Below are 19,967 nucleotides of genomic sequence, written 5' to 3' on the forward strand. Positions count from 1 at the left end.
GCACCACCACGAGACCGCCCGAGACACGCGCTGCACCACGTCCGACCCCTTCGCGCCGTACGCCCCTCGGCCGGCGTCCCTCGGGCGAGGGGCCGCGGGCGGCGCGGGCGGCAGCATAGGGTGCCCGCGCGCACCCTGTCGATCCTGTTCAGGAGCGCACAGCGTCCGGCCCTCGCCGTGCGTGCATCGGCGCGGCGGCGTACCACGGAGCATGCCTTCGACGCAGAGCGGCGCGACGACGTTGCGGACCATCACCACCGACATCCCGGCCCGGCTCGACCGGCTCCCGTGGGCGCGGTGGCACTGGATGATCGTGATCGGGCTCGGCACGGTCTGGATCCTCGACGGGCTCGAGGTGACGATCGTCGGCAACCTGTCCGACGCGCTCAAGGGGGAGACCGGCCTCGGCCTCACCAGTGCCGACATCGGCCTGGCGGGCGCCGTGTACGTGACGGGCTCGTGCCTGGGCGCCCTGGTGTTCGGGCAGCTCACCGACCGGTTCGGCCGCAAGCGGCTGTTCATCCTCACGCTGCTCGTGTATCTCACGGGCACAGTGCTCACGGCGTTCTCGATGAACCCGCTGTACTACTTCGCGATGCGCTTCGTGACCGGCCTCGGCATCGGGGGCGAGTACGCGGCGGTGAACTCGGCGATCGACGAGCTGATCCCGGCGAAGTACCGCGGCCGGATCGACATCGCCATCAACGGGTCGTACTGGCTCGGCGCCGCGGGCGGCGCGCTGCTGACCATCCCGCTGCTGAACCCCGAGCTGATCCCGGCCTGGCTCGGGTGGCGCCTGTGCTTCGCGCTGGGCGCCGTGCTCGGGCTGTGCGTGCTGTTCGTGCGTCGCAACGTGCCCGAGAGCCCGCGGTGGCTGTTCATCCACGGCCGGGAGCGGGACAGCGAGCGGATCGTGTCCGGCATCGAGCGGCGGGTGGCCGAGGAGGACGGCGTGGACCTCCCGGAGCCCGAGGGCACCCTGACGGTGAAGCAGCGGCACACCGTGAGCCTGGCGCGCGTCGCGCGCACCGTGTTCGCCGAGTACCCGCGGCGCACGGTGCTGTGCCTCGCCCTGTTCGTGGGGCAGGCGTTCCTCTACAACGCGTTCTTCTTCACGTTCGGCGACACGCTGCAGACGTTCCTCGGGGTGGGGCAGACGGGCGCGTACATCGCGCTCTTCGCGGTGAGCAACTTCCTCGGGGCGATCGTCCTGGGCCCCTTCTTCGACAAGGTCGGGCGGGTGCGGATGATCTCCGGGACGTACATCGTCTCCGGCGTCCTTCTCGCGGTCGCGGGGCTGATGCTCGGCGGTCTGACGGCGTGGACGCTGACGTTCTTCGGGATGGCGATCTTCTTCGTCGCGTCGGCGGGGGCGAGCTCCGCGTACCTCACCGCGAGCGAGGTCTTCCCGATGGAGACCCGGGCGCTGTGCATCGCGTTCTTCTACGCGATCGGCACCGCGGTCGGCGGCATCACCGGGCCGCTGCTGTTCGGGCGGCTGATCGAGTCGGCGAGCCAGGCGGAGGACATCGGCGGGATCGCGGTGGGGTACTACATCGGCGCCGCACTGATGGTCGGCGGCGGGGTGGTGGCGATGTTCCTCGGGGTCGGCGCCGAGAAACGTTCTCTGGAGGACGTGGCGACCCCGCTGTCCGCGCGCGACGCCGAGCACGACGGGGAGGGCTGAACGTCCGTGTGCGGGCGCACGCGCCGCTGACCAGCGGATTCGGGCGAGCAATACCCCCGGGGGTATTCTCGACCCATGATCGACAGCAGCACCGCACCGGAGGTCCTCGCCTCGCCCGCCCGTCGGCGGATCGTCGTCGTCGGGGGAGTTGCCGGCGGCATGAGCTTCGCCGCCCGCGCCCGGCGCCTCGACGAGACGACCGAGATCGTCGTGCTCGAGCGCGGCGCGCACGTCTCGTTCGCGAACTGCGGCCTGCCGTACCACGTCGGCGGCGAGATCCCCGACGCGGACCGGCTCCTCGTGCAGACCCCGGAGTCCCTGCGCGCGTCCCTCGCCCTCGACGTCCGCACCGGCCACGACGTGACCGCGCTGGACACCGACCGGCGCGTCGTCACCGCGACCACCGCCGACGGCGTCGTCGAGCTGCCCTACGACGCCCTCGTGCTGTCGCCGGGCGCGCGCGCCGTGCGCCCGCCGATCGACGGGCTCGGCTCCGCACGGGTGCGCACGCTGCGCACCGTCGAGGACGCACGGACGCTGCGGGAGCGGGTGCAGGGCGGTGCGCGCCGCGCCGTCGTGCTCGGCGCCGGGTTCATCGGCGTCGAGGCCGCCGAGGCGCTCGCGGCCGCCGGCCTCGAGGTCACGCTCGTCGAGCTCGGCCCGCACGTGCTGCCGCCGCTGGAGGACGAGGTCGCGCACCCCGTCACCCAGGAGCTGCACCGCCTCGGCGTGGCCGTGCGGACCGGGGTGGCCGCCGAGGCCGTCGTGCCCGGTCCCGACGAGGACGTCGTCGTGCTGGGCGACGGCACCCGGGTGCCGGCCGACGTCGTCGTGCTGTCCGTGGGCGTCCGACCGGACACGGAGACGTTCGAGGCGGCCGGGCTGGAGTGCGAGCGCGGCGCGATCGTCGTCGACGCGCACGGTCGCACCTCCGCCCCGGGCGTGTGGGCGGTGGGCGACGCGGTCGTGCAGGCCGACGCCGTCACGGGCCTCCGCCGCCCGGTGGCCCTGGCCGGCCCCGCCAACCGCGCGGGCCGCCTGGTCGCCGACGACGTCGTCCGCCCGGGCACGGCCCGCCCCCTGCCGCCGCCGCTGGGCACGGCGATCGTGCGGGTCGGCGAGCTGACCGCGGCCACGACGGGCGCGAACCGCGCCGCGCTCGACGCCGCCGGGATCGCCACTCGAACGCTGCACCTGCACCCGAACCAGCATGCCGGGTACTTCCCCGGCGCCAGCCAGGTGCACCTCGTGCTGCACGTGCGCCCGGACGACGGGCTGCTGCTGGGCGCGCAGGCCGTGGGGCGCGACGGCGTCGACAAGCGGATCGACGTGCTCGCCGCGGCGCTGCGCGCCGGCATGACCGCGCCCGACCTGATCGACCTCGACCTCGCGTACGCCCCGCCGTACGGGCAGGCGAAGGACGCGGTCAACCTCGCGGGCATGGTCGGGTCCAACGTGCTCGACGGCACCCTGCGGCTCTGGTACGCCCAGGACGTGGACGACGTCCTCGCCGAGTCCCTGGTGCTCGACGTGCGCACCCCGCAGGAGGTCGCGACCGGGCACCTGCCCGGCGCCCTCCCCGTGCCGCACACCGAGCTGCGCGGCCGCCTCGACGAGGTCCGGGAGGCCGCCGCAGGGCGGCCCGTGCGCGTCCTGTGCGCCTCGGGGGTCCGCTCGGCGATCGCCCACCGCGTCCTGACCCAGGCGGGGTTCGACTCCGCGTCGCTGTCGGGCGGGACGCTCACCCTGCGCGCCGTGCTCGGCGACCGCGCCGCGGAGCTGCTCGTCGTGCCCGAGCCCGCTCTCGCCTGACCTGCACCGACCACGCCGAACGCCCGGGAGGACCCGATGCTCACCACCGACAGCGACGCCCAGCGCCGCATCGCCAACCGCCTGCGCCGCGCCCGCGGCCAGCTGAACGCCGTCATCGAGGCCGTCGAGGAGGGGCGCTCCTGCCGCGACGTCGTCACCCAGCTGGCCGCTGTCTCGGCCGCCCTGGACCGTGCCGGCTTCGCCGTGATCTCCACCGCGATGAAGGAGTGCCTCGCCGACCCGGACGCCGGCTCCGGCGAGGACGGCCTCACCACCGAGGAGCTGGAGAAGCTCTTCCTCACGCTGGCCTGAGCCGGCCCGCGCCGCCGCTCGAACCACCGACCCGAACCACCGACCCGAACGACCGAAGGAGATCTCTCACCGTGTGCTACCCCGTGACCTGCAAGACGTGCGGCAAGACGACCTGGAACGGCTGCGGCCAGCACGTCGACGACGTCCGCCGCTCCGTCCCCGCCGGCCAGTGGTGCCCTGGCCACGACGACGAGCCCGCCGCGGGCGACCGCCCGGCGGGCGGCGGGTTCCTGGCGCGCCTGTTCGGGCGCTGACGGGTCAGCCCGCGGCGGGGCGGTAGGGGCGGAAGAACTCCCGCAGCTCCGCCGCGTAGAGCTCCGGCTCCTCGAACGCGGCGAAGTGCCCGCCCCGGGGCGGCTCGCTGACGTGCACGAGGTTCGTTGTCCGTTCGAGCCACGCGCGCGGCGGGCGCAGCAGGTCGCCGGGGAAGAGCGCGAAGCCCGAGGGCACCTCCACACGGCGGGAGAGCTGCACCGGGTCGATCGCCCCGTTGGCGTGGTACATCCGCATCGACGAGCCGATCGTGCCGGTCACCCAGTACTCGGTGATCAGCGCGAGGATCTCGTCCTTCGCGTACGAGCGCTCGACGTCGCCGCCGCAGTCGCTCCACGCCCGCAGCTTCTCGATGATCCACGCGGCCAGGCCGACCGGGGAGTCCGTCAGGCCGAAGGCGGCGGTCTGCGGGCGGGTGCGGTGCATCGCCGCGTACGCGCCCTCGGTGGCGCCCCACGCGGCGGCGGCCGCGAACCACTCCCGCTCCTCGGCGGCGAGCTCGGCCAGGTCGCCCGCCCAGACCGGCACCCCGCCGTCCGTGCGGTGCACGGCCACGACGCGGTCCGGGTGGTCGAGGGCGAGGTAGCGGCTCACGTGGCTGCCGATGTCGCCGCCGGCCGTGCCGAACCGGTCGTACCCCAGGGCGCCCATGAGCTCGGCGTACAGGGCGGCGACGTCGATCGAGCTGAGGAGGCGGTCGCGCGGCGCGGGCGACCACCCGTAGCCGGGCATGTCGGGGACGACGACGTCGAACGCGTCCGCGGGGTCGCCGCCGTGCGCCCCCGGGTCGGTCAGCAGCGGCACCACCTTGCGGTACCGCCAGGAGGAGTCCGGCCAGCCGTGCGCGAGCAGCAGCGGCAGGGCCCCGCGCGAGCCCTCCGCCGCGCGCACGTGCACGAACCGCACGTCGCGGCCCCCGACGTCCGCCGTGAAGCGCGGCAGCCGTGCCTGCGCCGCGAGGTCCGCCGCCCAGTCGAACTCCTCCGCCCAGTACGTCACGAGCCCGCGCAGGTAGTCGGCGTCCGTCCCGAGCGACCAGCCCGCGCCGTCGGGGGCGTCGGGCCACCGCGTCGCCCGCAGGCGGGCGCGCAGGTCGGCGAGCTGCGCGGGGTCGGCGGGCGGGGTGAACGGTTCGATCCGAGGTGCGGTCGTCACGACCGTCACGCTACGACCGCCCGCCGACGGTCGTCGAGGGACGACCCGGCCGGCGCCCGATGTCGAGAACCTCGCGACGGCTCCGTCCCTGGGGTGTCGGCGGTGACAGGCACCGCCCGCGACGACAGGATGAGAACCATGGCCAAGTACCTGCTGCTGAAGCACTACCGCGGGATCCCGGAGCCGGTGCCCGGCACGGACGTGCCGATGGACCGGTGGACGCCCGACGAGGTCACCGCCCACATGGAGTTCATGGGCCGGATGATCGAGGACCTCAAGGAGCGCGGCGAGTTCGTGGACGCCCAGGCGCTCTCTCCGCGCGGGGACTTCGTGCGGTACGACGGCGAGGGGCGGCCGCCGGTCACCGACGGGCCGTTCGCGGAGACCAAGGACCTCATCGCCGGGTGGATGGCGATCGACGTCGACTCCCAGGACCGGGCGTACGAGGCCGCGGCGTACCTGTCCTCGGCCCCGGGCCCCGGGGGGCGTCCGCTGCACGAGTGGATCGAGGTGCGGCCCTTCCTCACGGACGACGCCGAGGTCACCGGATGACGCCGACCGACCGGGACGAGGCGCTGAGAGACCTGGGCCCCCAGGTCCTCGGCGTCCTCGTCCGGCGCGGCGCCGACTTCGCGACGGCCGAGGACGCCGTCCAGGAGGCGCTCCTGGAGGCGGTGCGCCGCTGGGACGCCCCGGGCGGCGCGCCGTCGGACCCCAAGGGGTGGCTCGTCACGGTCGCGTGGCGCAAGTTCGTCGACGCGCGCCGATCGGCGTCCTCCCGCGCGCAGCGCGAGATCCGCGTGACGCTCGAGCCCCCGCCCGGCCCGGCGGAGCAGGCCGACGACACCCTGCTGCTGCTCAGTCGCTGCTGCCACCCGGCGCTCTCCCCGGCCTCGGCGGTCGCCCTCACCCTGCGTGCGGTCGGCGGGCTGACGACGGCGCAGGTCGCCCGCGCGTTCCTCGTGCCGGAGGCGACCATGGCGCAGCGCATCTCGCGCGCGAAGCGGACGGTGGCGGGGGAGCGGTTCGGCGAGCCCGGGGACGTGCGCGCCGTGCTGCGCGTGCTCTACCTGATCTTCAACGAGGGCTTCACGGGCGGGCCTGCGGGCCGGGCCGACGGCGTCGACCTCGCGGCCGAGGCGATCCGGCTGACGCGCCAGCTCGTCGGTGCCGTCCCCGACGACGCCGAGGTCGCGGGCCTGCTGGCCCTGCTCCTGCTGCACCACGCCCGCCGCGACGCCCGCACGACCGCGGCGGGCGAGCTGGTGCCGCTCGACCGGCAGGACCGCTCGCTGTGGGACACGGCGGCGATCGCGGAGGCGGTCGCGCTGCTGCAGCGCGCCCTCGCCCGCGACCGGCTCGGGCCGTACCAGGCGCAGGCGGCGATCGCCGCCCTCCACGACGACGCGGCGACGGCCGAGGAGACGGACTGGCCGCAGGTCCTCGAGTGGTACGACGAGCTGGTCCGGCTGGAGCCGCGCAACCCGGTGGTGGAGCTCAACCGCGCCGTCGCCGTCGGGCACGTGGACGGTCCGCTCGCCGGCCTGCGCCTGGTCGAGGCCCTGCCGCCCGACGTCCCGCGCCGGGACGCCGCTGCCGCCTACCTGCACGAGCGGGCGGGCGACCTCGCCGAGGCGGCGCGGCGCTACGCCCTGGCCGCCGACGCGGCCACCAGCACCGCCGAGCGCACGCACCTGACGACGCAGGCCGCGCGCGTGCGGCAGCAGGCCGGCTGAGCCGTCGGTGGTCGAGGCCTCCGGGGTCGGGACCTACCCGGCGGCCCGCACCCCGAGGCGGTACCAGCGCGGCCCCGTGCGGTTCATCGGGAAGCCGAGGCCAGCGGTGTCCGCGTCACGGACGTCGAGCAGGTCCCAGGCGTCGAACGCGCCGGTGACCTCGTCCTGGGAGACGCCCTCGGTCAGCCGCTGCCAGCGTGACGGGCCGAACTGGAGCATGAGCAGCGTCGCGCCGGGGCGCGCCAGGGACGTCACACCCCGCGCCTCGGCAGCACGCTGCGCGGGGTCGAGGCCCTGGAAGCAGCCCACGTCGAGGAAGAGGTCGAACGTCCCGAGCCCGGCCGACGGCAGGTCGGTGACGTCGCCGACGACGTAGGTGCCGGCAGGGTCGCGGCGGCGCGCCTCGGCGATCGCCCGGGGAACGGCGTCGACGCCCACGGCCTCCCAGCCGCGCCGCGCCAGCTCCGGGGTGTACTGACCGCGGCCGCAGCCCAGGTCCAGCGCCCGCCCCAGCGGCGGCGTGCGGTCCGTCTCCTCCCGGTCCAGCACCGCGGCGACGCTGGGCGCCGCCGCCTCGGCGTAGCCCTCCCACGGCGTCATGCCGAAGCGGTACATCCGGGCGTAGTTGGTCATGCCGTCAGTCCAGCACGACGCCGCCGCGCCCGCGCCTGCGGGGGTGCGGGGTTCGTGGGCCGCCGGTTCAGCGGGCGGGGCTCAGCCGCACTCGTCGCAGATGCCGGTGGCGGGCAGCGCGGTGAAGCAGGTGGGGCAGATCGCGAGCTCGGGCTCCGGGGCGGCGGGCTTGCGGGCGGGGGCGCTCGCGGCCTTGCGGCGCGGGGCGGCCGTCTTGCGGGCCGGGGCCGGCGCGGCCGACGCGGGGGCGGTCGCCACGAAGCCGTGCTTGCGCAGGATGGCGGCGTCGTCGCACTTGGCGTCGACGAGGTCCTCGGCGCGCGCCGGGACGCCCGTGGCGTACTTGTGCGCGACGCCGAGCACGGCTTTGGAGTCGTACGTGCGGTCCTCGTGGACGAACGTGTGGCCGGGCGTCGGCGTGAACCCGTAGACGCCGACGAAGGCGTCGGGGCCGCGGTCGTCGTGCTCCTCGATCGCCCGGAGGATGTGCTGGCGCGTCACGCTCGAGAAGGTAGCCACGGCATCAGGTTAGTCGCGCCCGGGGCCCGCACGGACCGTCCGGGCGCGACTGTGGCGAGGACCGCACCCCGGGCGCCGTCTAGAATCGATTCGTGCGCCGGAAAGCCCTTGCCAGCACGTCCGACCAGCCCCTCCTCGACGGCCGACGGCCGGTGCGCTCGCTGCTGCGCCTGCTGGCCACGCACCCGCGCCGCATGACCGTCGCGCTCCTCGCCTTCGCGGTGAAGGAGACGCCCCTGTGGTTCCTGCCGGTCATCACCGGGGCGGTGATCGATGTCGTCGCCCAGGGCGGGCCGGTCACGACCGTGCTGATCTGGTTCGCCGTGGCGGTCGTGCTCCTGGCGCAGAACTACCCGAACCACATCGTGTACACGCGGAACTTCATGACCGTCGTGCGCGACACGGGCGCCGCACTGCGCAACGCGCTGGTCGAGCGGCTGCAGGAGCTGTCCATCGGCTACTACTCCCGGGCCAGCTCCGCCGTCGTGCAGAGCAAGGTCGTGCGCGACGTCGAGAACGTCGAGCTCATGCTGCAGCAGGTCACCCACCCCCTCCTGTCGGCGGCGATGGTGATGGTCGGCGCGATCACGATGACGGCGATCAAGGTCCCCGAGTTCCTGCCCGTGTACGCGCTCGCCATCCCGACGGCGCTGGTCATCCGGCGCACGATGTCGCGGCGCTCGCAGGCGCGCAACGCGGAGTTCCGCCGCGAGATCGAGGGCTTCTCGGCCCAGGTGGGGGAGATGGCGTCGCTCATCCCGGTGACGCGCGCGCACGGGCTCGAGCGCACCGCGGTCTCACGGGTGGCGGACGGCGCCGAGGAGGTGCGCCGCGCCGCCCTGCGCCTCGACCTGCTCAACGGTCGCGTCGCGTCCGTGTCGTGGGTCGCGATGCAGCTGCTCGGGGTGTGCTGCCTCGTCCTGGCCGCGGTGGTCTCGCTCACCGGGTTCATCGCCGTCACGCCCGGCGAGGTGGTGCTGCTGTCCACGTACTTCGGTCTCCTCACCCAGGGCCTGACCCAGGTGCTCAACCTGGTGCCGGTCACGGCGCGCGGTGTGGAGTCGGTGCGGTCGATCGCGGAGGTGCTCGCGGAGCCCGACCTCGAGCGCAACGAGGGCCGCCGCCAGGTGGACGACGTGCGCGGGCACCTGCGGCTCGAGCACGTCTCGCACCGGTACCCGGACGCCGCAGACGACGCGCTGCACGACGTCGACCTCGAGATCCGCGAGGGCGAGACGGTCGCGTTCGTGGGGCCGTCGGGCTCGGGCAAGTCCACGCTGCTCAACCTCGTGCTCGGTTTCGTGCGGCCCACCGCCGGTCGTCTCCTGCTCGACGGTGCGGACATGGCCGAGCTCGACCTGCGCACGGTGCGCCGGTGGGTCTCCGTCGTGCCGCAGGAGTCGGTGCTCTTCGAGGGCACGATCCGCGAGAACGTCGCGTACGGCCTCGACACCGCCGGCGAGGACCCGGCGGCGACGGACGCCCGCGTCCGGGCGGCGCTGCGCGACGCCAACGCGCTGGACTTCGTCGAGGCGCAGCCCGACGGATGGGACACGGTGGTGGGGCAGCGCGGCGCCCGGCTGTCCGGCGGCCAGCGTCAGCGCCTCGCGATCGCCCGCGCGCTGGTGCGCGACCCGCGGATCCTCTTCCTCGACGAGGCCACCAGCGCCCTGGACCCGGAGGCGGAGGGCGTCGTGCGTGACGCCCTCGACCGCCTCATGCGTGACCGCACGACCCTCGTCGTGGCGCACCGTCTGTCCACGGTGCGCGCGGCGGACCGCATCGTGGTGCTCGAGCACGGCCGGGTCGTGGAGGTGGGCAGCCACGACGCGCTGATGGCCCGCGGTGCCCGGTACGCCGCGCTGCACGCGGCCCAGGCGGGGGCGGCGTAGTGCGGGTCGGCTCAGACCGCGGAGCGCAGCTCGGGCAACGCGGCGACCACGCCGTCGAGCTCGCGCAGCGCCGCCTCGCCCGACGACAGCACCACCACGAACTCCGTGACGCCCGCCGCGGCGTACCGCCCCACCAGCCCCGGCAGCTCGGCGAGCGGGTGCTCGCGCAGCCGCAGCTGGACCGTGCGCCGGATCTGCGCCGGGTCGCGGCCGACGTCGGCGCAGTGTCGGTCGAGCACCTCACCGAGCGCGGCGACCTGCTCCGGCGTGCTGGAGGTGTCGTTCCACACGTCGGCGTACTGCGCCACCAGGCGCAGGGTCCGCCGGGGGCCGGAACCGCCCACCCAGATCGGCGGGTACGGGCGCTGCACCGGCTTCGGCTCCGCGACGGCGTCCGCCAGCCGGTAGTGCGCGCCGTCGAACGTGGTGCGCGGCCGGGTCCAGAGCGCGGTGATGACCTGCAGCGACTCCTCGAGGCGGTCCATGCGCGTGCGCACGCTGCCGAGGTCGAGCCCGTACATGGTGTGCTCGTGCTCGTTCCAGCCGGCGCCGATCCCGAGCTCCAGCCGACCGCCCGACAGGTGGTCGACGGTCGTGGCCAGCTTGGCCAGCATCACCGGGTGGCGGTAGGAGTTGCCCGACACCATGCAGCCGATCCGCACCCGCGAGGTGGCCACGGCCATCGCCGTCTGCATGGCCCACGCGTCGAAGATCGGACGGTCGTCGTCCGCGCCCAGGGAGGCGAGATGATCCATCACCCACACGTGGTCGAACCCCGCCTCGTCGGCGGTCTGCCAGACCTGGCGGAACGTGGCGACGGGGGCGTCCTGCGTGAGCTTCACCCCGAAGCGCAGGGGAGCGCCGGGCGTCGGTCGCGTGTCCATCCGCCCATCCTGCACCGCCCCGTCCTGCACCGCCCCGTCGTGGCGGGTGAGCGCGGATGGTGACCATCCACGACGTGGCGCGGCACGTGGGCGTGTCCGCCGCGACCGTCTCCAACTACCTCAACCGCCCGGAGAAGGTGGCGCCCGCGACGACGGCGCGCATCCGGGCGGCCGTGGAGCAGCTCGGGTTCGTGCCGAGCCTGTCCGCGCGGCAGCTGCGCTGGCAGCGCTCGGGCATCGTGGGCGTGTCCGTGATCAACGCGTCCAACCCGTTCTTCGCCGACGTGGTGAGCGCCGTCGAACGAGTGGTGGCGGGCGCGGACCTCACCCTCGTCACGGGCAGCACGCACGAGTCGCCCGAGCAGCAGGAGCGGCTCGTCGCCCTGTTCGAGCAGCTGCGCTTCGACGGCATGGTCGTGGCGCCCCACGACGCGCAGATGGCTGCGCTGACGGCGCGCAAGGAACGCGGGAACCCGGTCGTGGTGGTCGACCAGCAGGACCCGGACGGGCGGCTGTCGACCGTGTCGCTGCGGCACCGGGAGGGCGGCCGGGTCGCGGCGCAGCACCTGGTGGACGGCGGACGCCGCCGGCTCCTCGCGGCCACGGGGCGGGCACGGGTGCAGCAGGTGCGGCGCCGGCTCGAGGGCATGCACGAGGTCGTCGACGGCACGCCCGGGGCGACGCTGGAGGTCGTGCACTCCGACGACCTGGGCATGCCCGAGGGGGCCGAGGTGGGGCGGCGGATCGCCGCCGCCGCGCCGGGAGAACGGCCCGACGCCGTCCTCGCGGGGAACGACATGCACGCGCTCGGCCTGCTGCGCTCGCTGCTGGACGGCGGGGTCCGGGTGCCCGAGGACGTCGCGCTCGTCGGCTACGACGACATCCCGTTCGCGACCACCGGCGCGGTCCCGCTCACGACGGTGCGCCAGCCGGCCGAGGCCATCGGGACCACCGCCGCCGAGATCCTGCTGCAGGAGATCGACGACCCGGCGTCCGCGCCCCAGGAGGTGCTCTTCGACCCGGAGCTGGTGGTGCGCGCGAGCACCTGAGCGTCAGCCGACCGCCGGGTCGCCCTCCAGCAGGGTCAGGTAGGGGGCGATCGCCGGGAAGACCCACAGGAACAGGGCCGCCACGACCGCGGCGACCAGCACCACCGACTGCAGCACCCGCCAGAACAGGTTGCCCGGCAGGTGATGGAAGATCCACGCGTACATGTCGTCTCGTCCTCGTCGAAGTCTCGTCGGGCTCTCAGCGGACCTGCTCGGGCGTGCCGTCGGCGCGGTCCATCCAGCCGACGAAGGTCGCGTACGTGATCCAGCGGTGGTCGTTCCCGAACTCGCCGAGCGTGAGCGAGTGGCAGGTGGTGAGCGTCAGCAGCCGCTCGGTGGGCTTCTCGTCGGGATGGTGGGGCACGGGCGCGACGACGTCCACCTGGTCGGGGGTGACGATCTCGTGGTCGGTGACCTCGTAGACGTACCAGGTCGTCGCCGTCTCGACGATGATCTGGTCGCCCTTCTCCAGGTCGTCGACGTGCCGGAACGAGTTGCCGTGGGTGCGCCGGTGCCCGGCGAGCGCGAAGTTGCCGATCTCGCCCACCTGCTGCGACGTCTCGTAGTGGCCCGCCATGGCGCGGTCGAGCACGTCCATGCCGGTGCCCTCCGCGATCGGCATCGCGTTGTTCGTCAGGCCGTACCAGGCCGGCACGATGAGCGTGCCGATCGTCTCGCCGTAGGCCGCCTTGTCGGGCACCGGCGGGTCGTCCGTGCGCAGCTCGGCGGGCTCGGGGTTGGCGGGCGGCAGCGTCGCCTCGAACTCCTGCATGACCTCCTGGGCCTGGGCCGTGGCCTCGACCGACGTCCACCACAGCTGCCACACGACGAACAGCCCGAGCACCACGCCGAGGGTGATGAGGATCTCGCCGACGCCGCCCACGATCGTGCTGCCGACGCCGCGGCGTCGGGCGGGTCGGGCATGGGTGGGACTCGTCACGTGCGAAATGCTACGTGGTCCGCGGCCCTGTCGCGGTCCCGGTGGCCGTGGCAACCTGGGGCGGTGACCAGCGACGACGGCGTGCAGCACGGGCGGACGGAACGCGGGCGGGCGGCGCGGCTACGACGCCGGTGGGACCGCGAGTCCGCCGGCTACGACCGGGCGTTCACGGCCGCCGAGCGACGCATGTTCCCCGGCGTGCGGGAGAGGCTCTGCGCGCTGGCCGAAGGACGCACCCTCGAGGTCGCGGTCGGTACGGGGCTCAACCTCGAGCACTACCCGTCCGCGGTGACTGCCCGGCCGGGCGGGTTCGTCGGCGTCGACCAGAGCGGCGGCATGCTCGGGGTCGCGCGCCGTCGTGCGGACCGCCTGGGGCTCGGGATAGACCCCGCGTCGGACCTGCGCCGGGGCGACGCGCAGGCGCTCGACCTGCCCGACGCCTCGTTCGACACCGCCGTGTGCACCTTCTCGCTGTGCGGCATCGCCGACGAGCGGACGGCACTGGCCGAGATGGCGCGCGTGCTGCGCCCGGGCGGGCTGCTCCTGCTGGCCGACCACGTGGCGTCCAGCGCCTGGCCGCTCCGGGCGCTGCAGGTGCTCGCGGACGTGGTGAGCGTGCCGCTGGCGGGCGAGCACTTCCGGCGCCGGCCGATGCGGTGGGTGCTCGAGCGGGGGCTCGCGGTCGAGGAGCACGCGCGCACGCGGGCCGGCGTCGTCGAGCTCGTGGCGGCGCGCGTGCCGGCCACCATGAGGGACGTCAGCCGCTGACGTCGAAGGCGGTCTGGCCGAGCGGCGGGACGTCCTCGACGACGACCCCGGTGACGAGGGCCCCGGGCGGGCCGTCGCGCAGGAACGCGAGGATCGCGTCCACCGCGTCGGGTGTGCCCTCGACCTCCGCCTCGACCGTCCCGTCGGGGAGGTTGCGCACGAGCCCGCCCACGCCCGCCCTGCGGGCCGCCTCTCGGGTCGACCAGCGGAAACCGACGCCCTGCACGCGCCCGTGCACCCGCACCCGCCGCCGCACCGTGGTGGTCATCCGCCCTCCCGTGCTCGTCGTCCTACCGCTCGTACCCCGCGGCGTCGTCGACGTCAGTCGAAGATGTCGCCGATGTCCCCGATGTCGTCGAGGATGCCGCCCAGCACCATCCCGCCCAGGACGGCGCCGAAGACGTCGGAGCCGCCGCGGCCACCGGGGCGGCGTCCGCCCTGCCAGCCGTACCCGCCCCCGTACCCACCGCCGTACCCGTCCGGTCCGCCGTTGTAGCCGCCGTCCCAGCGCTGCCCCTGGCCCGACCGGGCGATGTCCCGGTGCGCCAGGGTCGCGGCCTCCGCGGCGAGCGCGGCGCCCCGGCGGGCGGCGGCGACCCCGCGCTCGGGGTCCTCCGCGGCGCGGGCCTGCGCCACCTCGCGCTCGGCCTCCGCCAGGCGCGTGCGGGCGTCGGGGCCCACAGGGGCGCGGTAGTCGTCGACGACGGACCGCGCCGCCGCGAGCTGCCGCTCGGCGTCGTCGAGCGCAGGCCCGAGCCGGGACGCCGCACGCCGGGCGCGCTCGTCACGCTCCGCCCGCTCCGCGACGGCGTCGTCCAGCGCGGTGTTGGCCTCGCGGACCCGGGTGAGGGCGCCCACCGGGTCGCCGGGCTCGCCCGCGGCGGGGAGCGCGGACAGGGCGTCCTCGAGCGCCGCGACCGCGCCGTCGATCCGGCCCGCCCGCTGCGCCGACGGGAGGGCGCGTGCCTCGGCGAGCTCGGCGCGGGACTCCGCGACGATCGCCCCGAGGGCCGCCTCCGCCCGCAACGCCTCGGCCTCGTAGTCGTCGACGGCGCGCAGCAGCCCCTCGGCGCGGCGCACGGCCTCCTCCGCCGCGCGTGCTGCGGCGCCGGCCTCCGCGACCTGCTGCGTCGTCAGGCGCTTGCGGGCGGCTGCGGTGCTGCGACCGGCGAACTCGAGCAGCCGCTCCGCCTGCTCCGGGTTGTCCGCGACGGGCAGCAGGGCCCGCTCGGCGTACTGCCCCCGCAGGCGCTCGAGGTCGGCGCGCGCGGCGGGCACGGCCTCGCGCACCCGGGCCAGCTCCGCGTCCACGCGGTCGACGGCGTCGGGGGTCGAGCGGACCGTCTGCCGCAGGGCGGCGAGCCCACGGTCGAGCTCGTCGAGCGAGGCGTCGGCCGACCGGCACAGGTCGACGACCCGCGCCGACCACTCGCGCCTCTGCTGGTCGGTGTCCGGGACGTGGTCGTGCAGGAGCTGGTTGTGGTGGAACGCCTCGGACAGGCGCTCGCGCGCCCGCCGCAGCGTGGGCGCGAGCTCGCGCGTCTCCCGGTCGCCGAGCTCCGCCTGGGCGAACGCGAGCTCGTCCTCCGCGAGCCGGGCCCGCTCGTCCGCACGGACCAGGGCGGAGCCCGCCTCCAGCCCGAGCCGCTGCAGCTCCGCCTCCAGGTCCTGTGCCCGTCCGCGCGCCGCCCGGCGGCGTCGTGCCGCCCAGAAGGCCACCGCCGTGACCAGCACGACCACCACGACCAGGCCCGTCACGATCCCGACGATCTGCCCCGCATCCATGGTCGGCATCGTAGGCGGCTCCGACGCGGTCCGGGGACGACCCGACGGCGACGCAGGTGTACTCGAGCCGCCAGGACCATCGACCTGTCAGGGCCAGCGCGGGGTATACCCAGCCCCGGCCCTGACAGCTCGGGGGGCACCAGGACTTGTCAGGGCCAGGGCGCGGTATACGCGGCGCTGGCCCTGACAGGTCGCGGGGTGCGGCGCGTCAGCCCATGCGTCAGCCCCGGCGTCGGGCGAGCCGCAGTGCCACGAGCACCGCCGCACCGGCGAGCACGACGACGCCGCCCGCGATGCCGAGCACCACGGCCAGCTCCGAGGCGCTGCCGTCCCCGGAGGGCGCGTCCGCTTCGGACGCACCGCCCGCCGCAGGGTCCGCCGCGCCGCCGGAGGCGTCGTCCCCGGCCGTCCCGGCCGCGTCGCACGGTGCCGCGTCCGCCGCCGGAGCGGCGGCCTCAGCCCCGGCGGGCGGGTCGTAGGTGAACGAGAACTCGCCGCTGGTGGGGTGCCCGTCCGCCGACACGATCCGCCAGTCCACGGTGTACTCCCCGCCGACGCCCAGCGCGACGGGCACGGACACGGTGCGGTCCTGCGTCGTCGGGCAGCCGGTCGCGTAGTTCGTGCCGTCGGGGTCCGTGACCGTGAGGACCGTGCTGGAGCCCTCGGCGGACAGGTCGAGCACCACGTCGTCGAACGTCACGTCGACGGACTCCGGCGGCTCGGTCACGGTCGACCCCGAGGTCGGCGACGTCCCGACGACGACGTTGTGGGCGCTCGCGGGCACGGCCGCGCCGACGACGCCGGCCGCGCCGAGGCCCACGGCGAGCGCGAACGAACCGGCCGCGGCGAGGGCGCGCCGCGCGGCGGTGCTCCTGCTCTGCACGCTCATCGCTGCTCCGTGCTGCTGGTGCCGTCGGTGCCGTCGGCGCGGGCGCGCGTCCGGGCGAGGGCGACGACACCCGTGACGGCGCCGACCAGCCCGAGCCCGAGGCCCGCGGCGCCCAGCGCCAGCGGGAGGGTGCCGGAGCCGTCGTCCTCGGCCGAAGCGTCCGTGCCCGCGTCCGTGCCCGAGTCGCCGGCACCGGCGGCCGACGCCGCGCCGTGGCCGCCGTCCTCGGCGGCGGGCACGACCTGCAGGACGGGAGCAGGGTGCTCGGGCTCGGCGTCGCCCGACGCCTCCTGGTCCCAGGCGACGACCTCGCCGTCGGAGTAGGTCTGGGTGGCGGGGAGGACGATCTCCTCCACGCCGTCCGGGACGGCGCCGGCCGACACCGTGAACCGGAGGAACTCGCCCGGCGCGATGCCGGCGTCGGCGTCGTCGGCGGTCCACTCGATGGATGCCGGCGCCTCGGTGACGGTGGTGCCGTGCACCTCGACGGGCTCGGGCAGAGGCGCCTGGGTGACCTTCGCCGTCCAGCCCGGCACGGGCTCGACGGACACGCTGGTGAACGGGGTGTCGCTCGGCAGGTCGACCTGCACCGCGGTGGTCGAGGCCTCGGCGGACTCGTTCGGGACCTTGAAGGTGAGGGTGGCGTACGACCCGGTCTCGGCCGCGTCCGGGGTGACGGTCACGTGCGCGGACGCGGCGGTCGCGCCGAGCACGAGGGCAGGGAGGGCGAGGGCGGCCACGCCGGCGAGGCGGCGCGGGCGGAGGGCAGGGGTGAGGACAGGGGTGGTCCTGGACATGGGTTCTTCTGCTCCTGGCTGTCAGGTGTGTCAGACGGTCGTGGGACGGCGAGGGACCCGCCCCCGTCCGACGACGGACCAGGGCAGGGTCAGGCGGCGCGCGCGAGCGCGCCCGGGAGCAGCGGGGGGCCCCGCGGGGGCGTGCGCCGGCGGACACGGGCCGGGTGGGGGCGCCAGGTGCGCCCGACGACGACGGCGGGCTCGCGGACCACCGGCAGCACCGGCGGCTCCTGCACGAGCAGCGCGACGTGCCGCAGGTGTCCCACGACGGTGAGGGCTGCCCGGTCGCCCGCCGCGAGCAGCAGGGCGGTGAGCAGCACCGCGGCGGCGTGCGCCGCAAGCATCCAGGAGGTGGTGCCGGTGTCGGACGCGTGGTGCAACAGCCCGCCGCCCGTCGCGGGCGCGAGGGAGCCCGGGCCCAGGGCGTGGAGCGCATGCCCGTCCGGGGTGGTGCCCGGGGTCGAGAGCTGTGCCGAAGGAGCGCGCGTGCCCGCCGCGCCGAGCACGGACAACGTCGTGTGCTGCACGAGCTGCAGCGCGACCATCGCCGGCAGGAGGCGCCGGAGGGTCAGCCGGCGGCGGGCGGTCCACACCGCGAGGGGCGCCGTGAGCGCCGCGACGACGAGCCAGGCGAGGGGTGCACCGGGGAGCGCGCCGCCGGCCAGGAGGTGGGCGGCGGCCGCGATGCTGAGCGTCGTACCTGCGACGAGGAGCTCGCGCACACGACGGACGACCACGGGCACCCCCGCACCCTACCGCGCGGGCGGACGACGGCGACGGGACGTCGGTGCTGAGGCCTGCACCTCCGACACGCGCGGGCCGGACGCCCGGCGATGCCTGCTCTGACCTGGGCTACCGTGGGCCGCACGACACGGGGTGCGTCCGGTCGGTCATCGCTGCGACATCGTCGCGGCCGGCCGGCGGGCGCTGAGATCACACCCGTCGAACCTGATCTAGCTCGAACTAGCGAAGGGATGTCGACATGCGTGCGCGCGCACCTGAAGACAGCTCCGCCGGCCGCGCCGGCACCACTGCTCCCGCTCCCGCCTCCACGGTGCTGTCGGCGCCGGCGAGAGGCAGCCGCCCCCGCGTCCTGGCGGTCGCCGGGTCCGACCCCTCCGGGGGCGCGGGGATCCAGGCGGACCTCAAGTCGATCGCGGCCGCGGGCGGCTACGGGATGGCCGCCGTCACGGCGCTGACCGTGCAGAACACCCGGGGGGTGCGCGACGTGCACGTGCCGCCCGCGGAGTTCCTCGCCGCCCAGCTCGACGCCGTCACCGACGACGTGACCGTCGACGCCGTGAAGATCGGGATGCTCGCGTCGGCCCCGGTCGCCCGGGCGGTGGCCGCCTGGCTCGACGGGCTGCCGCGGGCCGCGTGCGACGCCACCGGCACGACGGCGCGCCCCGCCGTCGTGCTGGACCCGGTCATGGTGGCGACCAGCGGCGACCGGCTGCTCGACCCGGCTGCCGAGGACGCGGTGCGGGACCTGCTCGGCCGCGTGGACGTCGTGACCCCGAACCTGCCCGAGCTCGCGGTCCTCGCCGGCGAGCCTCCGGCGGCCCACTGGCCGGCCGCCCTCGACCAGGCGCGGCGGCTCGCGGCGCGGCACGGGGTCCTCGTGGTGGCGAAGGGTGGGCACCTGGGCGCCGCCGAGGCGGTCGCGACGGGGGACGGGGCCCCGGACGCCCTGGTCGGGCCGGAGGGCGTGCTCGTCGAGCTGCCGGGGCTGCGCCTGACCAGCACCTCCACCCACGGAACGGGCTGCTCGCTGTCCAGCGGGCTGGCCGCGAGGTACGCCCGCACGGGCGACTGGGCCGAGGCGCTGCGGGGCACGAAGACCTGGCTCACCGCGGCGATCCGGGCGGGGGAGGACCTGCGCGTCGGCGGCGGGAACGGCCCCGTGGACCACCTGGTGGGGCTGCGGGCCGGCGCCGTGGAGCAGCCCGCGACGTCGCCAGCGGCGGGCGCGGGCGACGCGTCCGCGGACGATCACGGGGAGGACGTCGTCGCGCGCTGGTGGGACGATGCCGCGGGCGTGCGCGCCGCGATCGACGACCTGGCGTTCGTCCGGTCGCTGGGCGACGGGAGCCTCGACGCCGGGCACTTCCGCACGTACCTGGAGCAGGACGCGCTGTACCTGCGCGACTACGCGCGCTGCCTCGCGCGGGCGAGCGAGCTCGCGCCGACCCGGGTCGAGCAGGCGTTCTGGGCGGGTGGCGCGCACGGGGCGCTGGTCACCGAGCTCGACCTGCACACGCGCTGGCTGGGCGGCGAGCCGCAGGACGTGCCCGCCAGCCCGACGACGGCGGCGTACCTCGACCACCTGCGGTCGGCCGGAAACGACTACGCGACCCTCGTGGCCGCCGTCCTGCCCTGCTACTGGATCTACCAGGACGTGGGGGAGCGGCTCGCCGCCCGCAACCACCCCGCCCACCCGTACGCCGCGTGGCTGGGCACGTACGCCGACGACGCGTTCGCCGACGCGACGCGCGAGGCCGTCGCGATCCTGCGCCGGGCCGCCGCGGCGGCCGACGCCCCCACCAGGGACCGGATGTCGGCCGCGTTCCGTGCGGCCTGCGCGCACGAGCTGGCGTTCTTCGACCAGACCGGCCTGCCCGCCCCGACGGGCGCGGCCGATGACGCCGCCGGAACCCCGGTCGGACACGGTGCCGGGCACGGTGCCGGTGGCGGTGCCGGACACGGTGCCGGGGGCGTCGCGGTGGCCTGACCGCGGCCCGTGGCGGCTCTCGCCGTCGCGCTCGACCGAGGGCGCGACGGCGAGATCTCGCGGGGGTAAGCGGTATCCCGAGATCGCGGCGCACCGCATGATCGG

21 protein-coding genes and 1 riboswitch are annotated in these 19,967 nt (G+C 75.5%); of the genes, 10 read left to right on the top strand and 11 right to left on the bottom strand.

The window, feature by feature from the left end; all coding sequences use genetic code 11:
- Nucleotides 1–211: 211 nt before the first annotated feature.
- The 4 genes from ABZ493_RS09555 to ABZ493_RS09570 all read left to right on the top strand — a co-directional run bounded on the left by ABZ493_RS09555 (nucleotide 212) and on the right by ABZ493_RS09570 (nucleotide 4,065).
- Nucleotides 212–1,687 carry an MFS transporter gene (locus tag ABZ493_RS09555; RefSeq protein ID WP_430581920.1) on the top strand — a complete coding sequence of 492 codons (1,476 nt, stop codon included), beginning with the start codon at nucleotides 212–214 and terminating at the stop codon, nucleotides 1,685–1,687.
- Between the two features lie 75 nt (nucleotides 1,688–1,762).
- A complete protein-coding gene (locus ABZ493_RS09560; protein WP_430581921.1) occupies nucleotides 1,763–3,499 on the top strand; it encodes an FAD-dependent oxidoreductase in 1,737 nt (578 codons plus the stop codon).
- Nucleotides 3,500–3,535: 36 nt separating this feature from the next.
- Nucleotides 3,536–3,811 (top strand): metal-sensitive transcriptional regulator, encoded by a 276-nt coding sequence (locus ABZ493_RS09565; protein ID WP_429763445.1) that lies wholly within the window; start codon nucleotides 3,536–3,538, stop codon nucleotides 3,809–3,811.
- 71 nt (nucleotides 3,812–3,882) lie between these two features.
- Entirely contained in the window at nucleotides 3,883–4,065 is a 183-nt protein-coding gene (locus ABZ493_RS09570; RefSeq protein WP_430581922.1) for a hypothetical protein, read from the top strand.
- A 4-nt stretch (nucleotides 4,066–4,069) separates the two neighbouring features.
- Here ABZ493_RS09570 and ABZ493_RS09575 read toward each other — a convergent pair whose 3' ends face one another.
- The gene (locus ABZ493_RS09575) at nucleotides 4,070–5,239 is read right to left on the bottom strand and encodes an epoxide hydrolase family protein (RefSeq protein ID WP_430581923.1); all 1,170 of its coding nucleotides are present in this window, start codon (nucleotides 5,237–5,239) and stop codon (nucleotides 4,070–4,072) included.
- Between the two features lie 138 nt (nucleotides 5,240–5,377).
- Between ABZ493_RS09575 and ABZ493_RS09580 the strand changes: the two genes are divergently transcribed.
- Both ABZ493_RS09580 and ABZ493_RS09585 read left to right on the top strand, forming a co-directional pair.
- Nucleotides 5,378–5,791: a YciI family protein gene (locus ABZ493_RS09580; RefSeq protein WP_429763446.1), complete on the top strand. Its 414-nt coding sequence runs from the start codon at nucleotides 5,378–5,380 to the stop codon at nucleotides 5,789–5,791.
- Nucleotides 5,788–6,975 carry a DUF6596 domain-containing protein gene (locus tag ABZ493_RS09585; protein WP_430581924.1) on the top strand — a complete coding sequence of 396 codons (1,188 nt, stop codon included), beginning with the start codon at nucleotides 5,788–5,790 and terminating at the stop codon, nucleotides 6,973–6,975. The genes ABZ493_RS09580 and ABZ493_RS09585 overlap by 4 nt, the downstream gene beginning before the upstream one ends.
- A 33-nt stretch (nucleotides 6,976–7,008) precedes the next feature.
- On the opposite strand, the gene ABZ493_RS09590 is transcribed toward ABZ493_RS09585, so the two are convergent.
- Nucleotides 7,009–7,608, bottom strand: coding sequence for a class I SAM-dependent methyltransferase (locus tag ABZ493_RS09590; protein ID WP_430581925.1), 600 nt, complete (start codon nucleotides 7,606–7,608; stop codon nucleotides 7,009–7,011).
- 81 nt (nucleotides 7,609–7,689) lie between these two features.
- Entirely contained in the window at nucleotides 7,690–8,127 is a 438-nt protein-coding gene (locus tag ABZ493_RS09595; RefSeq protein WP_430581926.1) for a hypothetical protein, read from the bottom strand.
- Between the two features lie 92 nt (nucleotides 8,128–8,219).
- On the opposite strand from ABZ493_RS09595, the gene ABZ493_RS09600 reads away from it, so the two are divergent.
- Nucleotides 8,220–10,019, top strand: coding sequence for an ABC transporter ATP-binding protein (locus ABZ493_RS09600; RefSeq protein WP_430581927.1), 1,800 nt, complete (start codon nucleotides 8,220–8,222; stop codon nucleotides 10,017–10,019).
- A gap of 11 nt (nucleotides 10,020–10,030) precedes the next feature.
- Here ABZ493_RS09600 and ABZ493_RS09605 read toward each other — a convergent pair whose 3' ends face one another.
- The gene (locus ABZ493_RS09605; RefSeq protein ID WP_430581928.1) at nucleotides 10,031–10,903 is read right to left on the bottom strand and encodes an LLM class F420-dependent oxidoreductase; all 873 of its coding nucleotides are present in this window, start codon (nucleotides 10,901–10,903) and stop codon (nucleotides 10,031–10,033) included.
- A gap of 56 nt (nucleotides 10,904–10,959) precedes the next feature.
- Here ABZ493_RS09605 and ABZ493_RS09610 point away from each other — a divergent pair, with 56 nt between their 5' ends.
- Nucleotides 10,960–11,952: a LacI family DNA-binding transcriptional regulator gene (locus tag ABZ493_RS09610; RefSeq protein ID WP_430581929.1), complete on the top strand. Its 993-nt coding sequence runs from the start codon at nucleotides 10,960–10,962 to the stop codon at nucleotides 11,950–11,952.
- Nucleotides 11,953–11,955: 3 nt separating this feature from the next.
- Here ABZ493_RS09610 and ABZ493_RS09615 read toward each other — a convergent pair whose 3' ends face one another.
- On the bottom strand, nucleotides 11,956–12,117 hold the full coding sequence (locus ABZ493_RS09615; protein ID WP_430581930.1) for a hypothetical protein: 162 nt from the start codon (nucleotides 12,115–12,117) through the stop codon (nucleotides 11,956–11,958).
- Nucleotides 12,118–12,151: 34 nt separating this feature from the next.
- On the bottom strand, nucleotides 12,152–12,892 hold the full coding sequence (locus ABZ493_RS09620) for a class E sortase (protein WP_430581931.1): 741 nt from the start codon (nucleotides 12,890–12,892) through the stop codon (nucleotides 12,152–12,154).
- A 63-nt stretch (nucleotides 12,893–12,955) separates the two neighbouring features.
- Here ABZ493_RS09620 and ABZ493_RS09625 point away from each other — a divergent pair, with 63 nt between their 5' ends.
- The gene (locus ABZ493_RS09625) at nucleotides 12,956–13,660 is read left to right on the top strand and encodes a class I SAM-dependent methyltransferase (RefSeq protein WP_430581932.1); all 705 of its coding nucleotides are present in this window, start codon (nucleotides 12,956–12,958) and stop codon (nucleotides 13,658–13,660) included.
- On the opposite strand, the gene ABZ493_RS09630 is transcribed toward ABZ493_RS09625, so the two are convergent.
- The 5 genes from ABZ493_RS09630 to ABZ493_RS09650 all read right to left on the bottom strand — a co-directional run bounded on the left by ABZ493_RS09630 (nucleotide 13,650) and on the right by ABZ493_RS09650 (nucleotide 17,874).
- Entirely contained in the window at nucleotides 13,650–13,928 is a 279-nt protein-coding gene (locus ABZ493_RS09630) for an acylphosphatase (RefSeq protein WP_430581933.1), read from the bottom strand. The genes ABZ493_RS09625 and ABZ493_RS09630 overlap by 11 nt on opposite strands.
- A gap of 53 nt (nucleotides 13,929–13,981) precedes the next feature.
- Nucleotides 13,982–15,445, bottom strand: coding sequence for a hypothetical protein (locus tag ABZ493_RS09635; protein ID WP_430581934.1), 1,464 nt, complete (start codon nucleotides 15,443–15,445; stop codon nucleotides 13,982–13,984).
- Nucleotides 15,446–15,665: 220 nt separating this feature from the next.
- The gene (locus ABZ493_RS09640; protein ID WP_430581935.1) at nucleotides 15,666–16,334 is read right to left on the bottom strand and encodes a copper resistance CopC family protein; all 669 of its coding nucleotides are present in this window, start codon (nucleotides 16,332–16,334) and stop codon (nucleotides 15,666–15,668) included.
- The gene (locus ABZ493_RS09645) at nucleotides 16,331–17,131 is read right to left on the bottom strand and encodes a YcnI family protein (RefSeq protein WP_430581936.1); all 801 of its coding nucleotides are present in this window, start codon (nucleotides 17,129–17,131) and stop codon (nucleotides 16,331–16,333) included. Before ABZ493_RS09645 ends, ABZ493_RS09640 begins: the two co-directional genes overlap by 4 nt.
- 89 nt (nucleotides 17,132–17,220) lie before the next feature.
- The gene (locus ABZ493_RS09650) at nucleotides 17,221–17,874 is read right to left on the bottom strand and encodes a hypothetical protein (RefSeq protein WP_430581937.1); all 654 of its coding nucleotides are present in this window, start codon (nucleotides 17,872–17,874) and stop codon (nucleotides 17,221–17,223) included.
- A 119-nt stretch (nucleotides 17,875–17,993) separates the two neighbouring features.
- A riboswitch (TPP riboswitch) is annotated at nucleotides 17,994–18,123 on the top strand.
- On the opposite strand from ABZ493_RS09650, the gene ABZ493_RS09655 reads away from it, so the two are divergent.
- A complete protein-coding gene (locus ABZ493_RS09655) occupies nucleotides 18,114–19,862 on the top strand; it encodes a bifunctional hydroxymethylpyrimidine kinase/phosphomethylpyrimidine kinase (RefSeq protein ID WP_430581938.1) in 1,749 nt (582 codons plus the stop codon). It overlaps the preceding riboswitch by 10 nt.
- The last annotated feature ends 105 nt before the right edge of the window (nucleotides 19,863–19,967 follow it).

The organism is Isoptericola sp. NPDC019482, from assembly GCF_040632295.1.
Classification (GTDB): Bacteria; Actinomycetota; Actinomycetes; order Actinomycetales; family Cellulomonadaceae; genus Isoptericola.

What these genes read in the sequence shown, in the direction of transcription:
- ABZ493_RS09610 (WP_430581929.1), top strand. Translation starts at nt 10,960, where the DNA reads ATGGTGACCATCCACGACGTGGCGCGGCACGTGGGCGTGTCCGCCGCG.
- ABZ493_RS09590 (WP_430581925.1), bottom strand. Translation starts at nt 7,608, where the DNA reads ATGACCAACTACGCCCGGATGTACCGCTTCGGCATGACGCCGTGGGAG.
- ABZ493_RS09580 (WP_429763446.1), top strand. Translation starts at nt 5,378, where the DNA reads ATGGCCAAGTACCTGCTGCTGAAGCACTACCGCGGGATCCCGGAGCCG.
- ABZ493_RS09635 (WP_430581934.1), bottom strand. Translation starts at nt 15,445, where the DNA reads ATGGATGCGGGGCAGATCGTCGGGATCGTGACGGGCCTGGTCGTGGTG.
- ABZ493_RS09565 (WP_429763445.1), top strand. Translation starts at nt 3,536, where the DNA reads ATGCTCACCACCGACAGCGACGCCCAGCGCCGCATCGCCAACCGCCTG.
- ABZ493_RS09560 (WP_430581921.1), top strand. Translation starts at nt 1,763, where the DNA reads ATGATCGACAGCAGCACCGCACCGGAGGTCCTCGCCTCGCCCGCCCGT.
- ABZ493_RS09640 (WP_430581935.1), bottom strand. Translation starts at nt 16,334, where the DNA reads ATGAGCGTGCAGAGCAGGAGCACCGCCGCGCGGCGCGCCCTCGCCGCG.
- ABZ493_RS09615 (WP_430581930.1), bottom strand. Translation starts at nt 12,117, where the DNA reads ATGTACGCGTGGATCTTCCATCACCTGCCGGGCAACCTGTTCTGGCGG.
- ABZ493_RS09555 (WP_430581920.1), top strand. Translation starts at nt 212, where the DNA reads ATGCCTTCGACGCAGAGCGGCGCGACGACGTTGCGGACCATCACCACC.
- ABZ493_RS09630 (WP_430581933.1), bottom strand. Translation starts at nt 13,928, where the DNA reads ATGACCACCACGGTGCGGCGGCGGGTGCGGGTGCACGGGCGCGTGCAG.
- ABZ493_RS09585 (WP_430581924.1), top strand. Translation starts at nt 5,788, where the DNA reads ATGACGCCGACCGACCGGGACGAGGCGCTGAGAGACCTGGGCCCCCAG.
- ABZ493_RS09655 (WP_430581938.1), top strand. Translation starts at nt 18,114, where the DNA reads ATGCGTGCGCGCGCACCTGAAGACAGCTCCGCCGGCCGCGCCGGCACC.
- ABZ493_RS09645 (WP_430581936.1), bottom strand. Translation starts at nt 17,131, where the DNA reads ATGTCCAGGACCACCCCTGTCCTCACCCCTGCCCTCCGCCCGCGCCGC.
- ABZ493_RS09605 (WP_430581928.1), bottom strand. Translation starts at nt 10,903, where the DNA reads ATGGACACGCGACCGACGCCCGGCGCTCCCCTGCGCTTCGGGGTGAAG.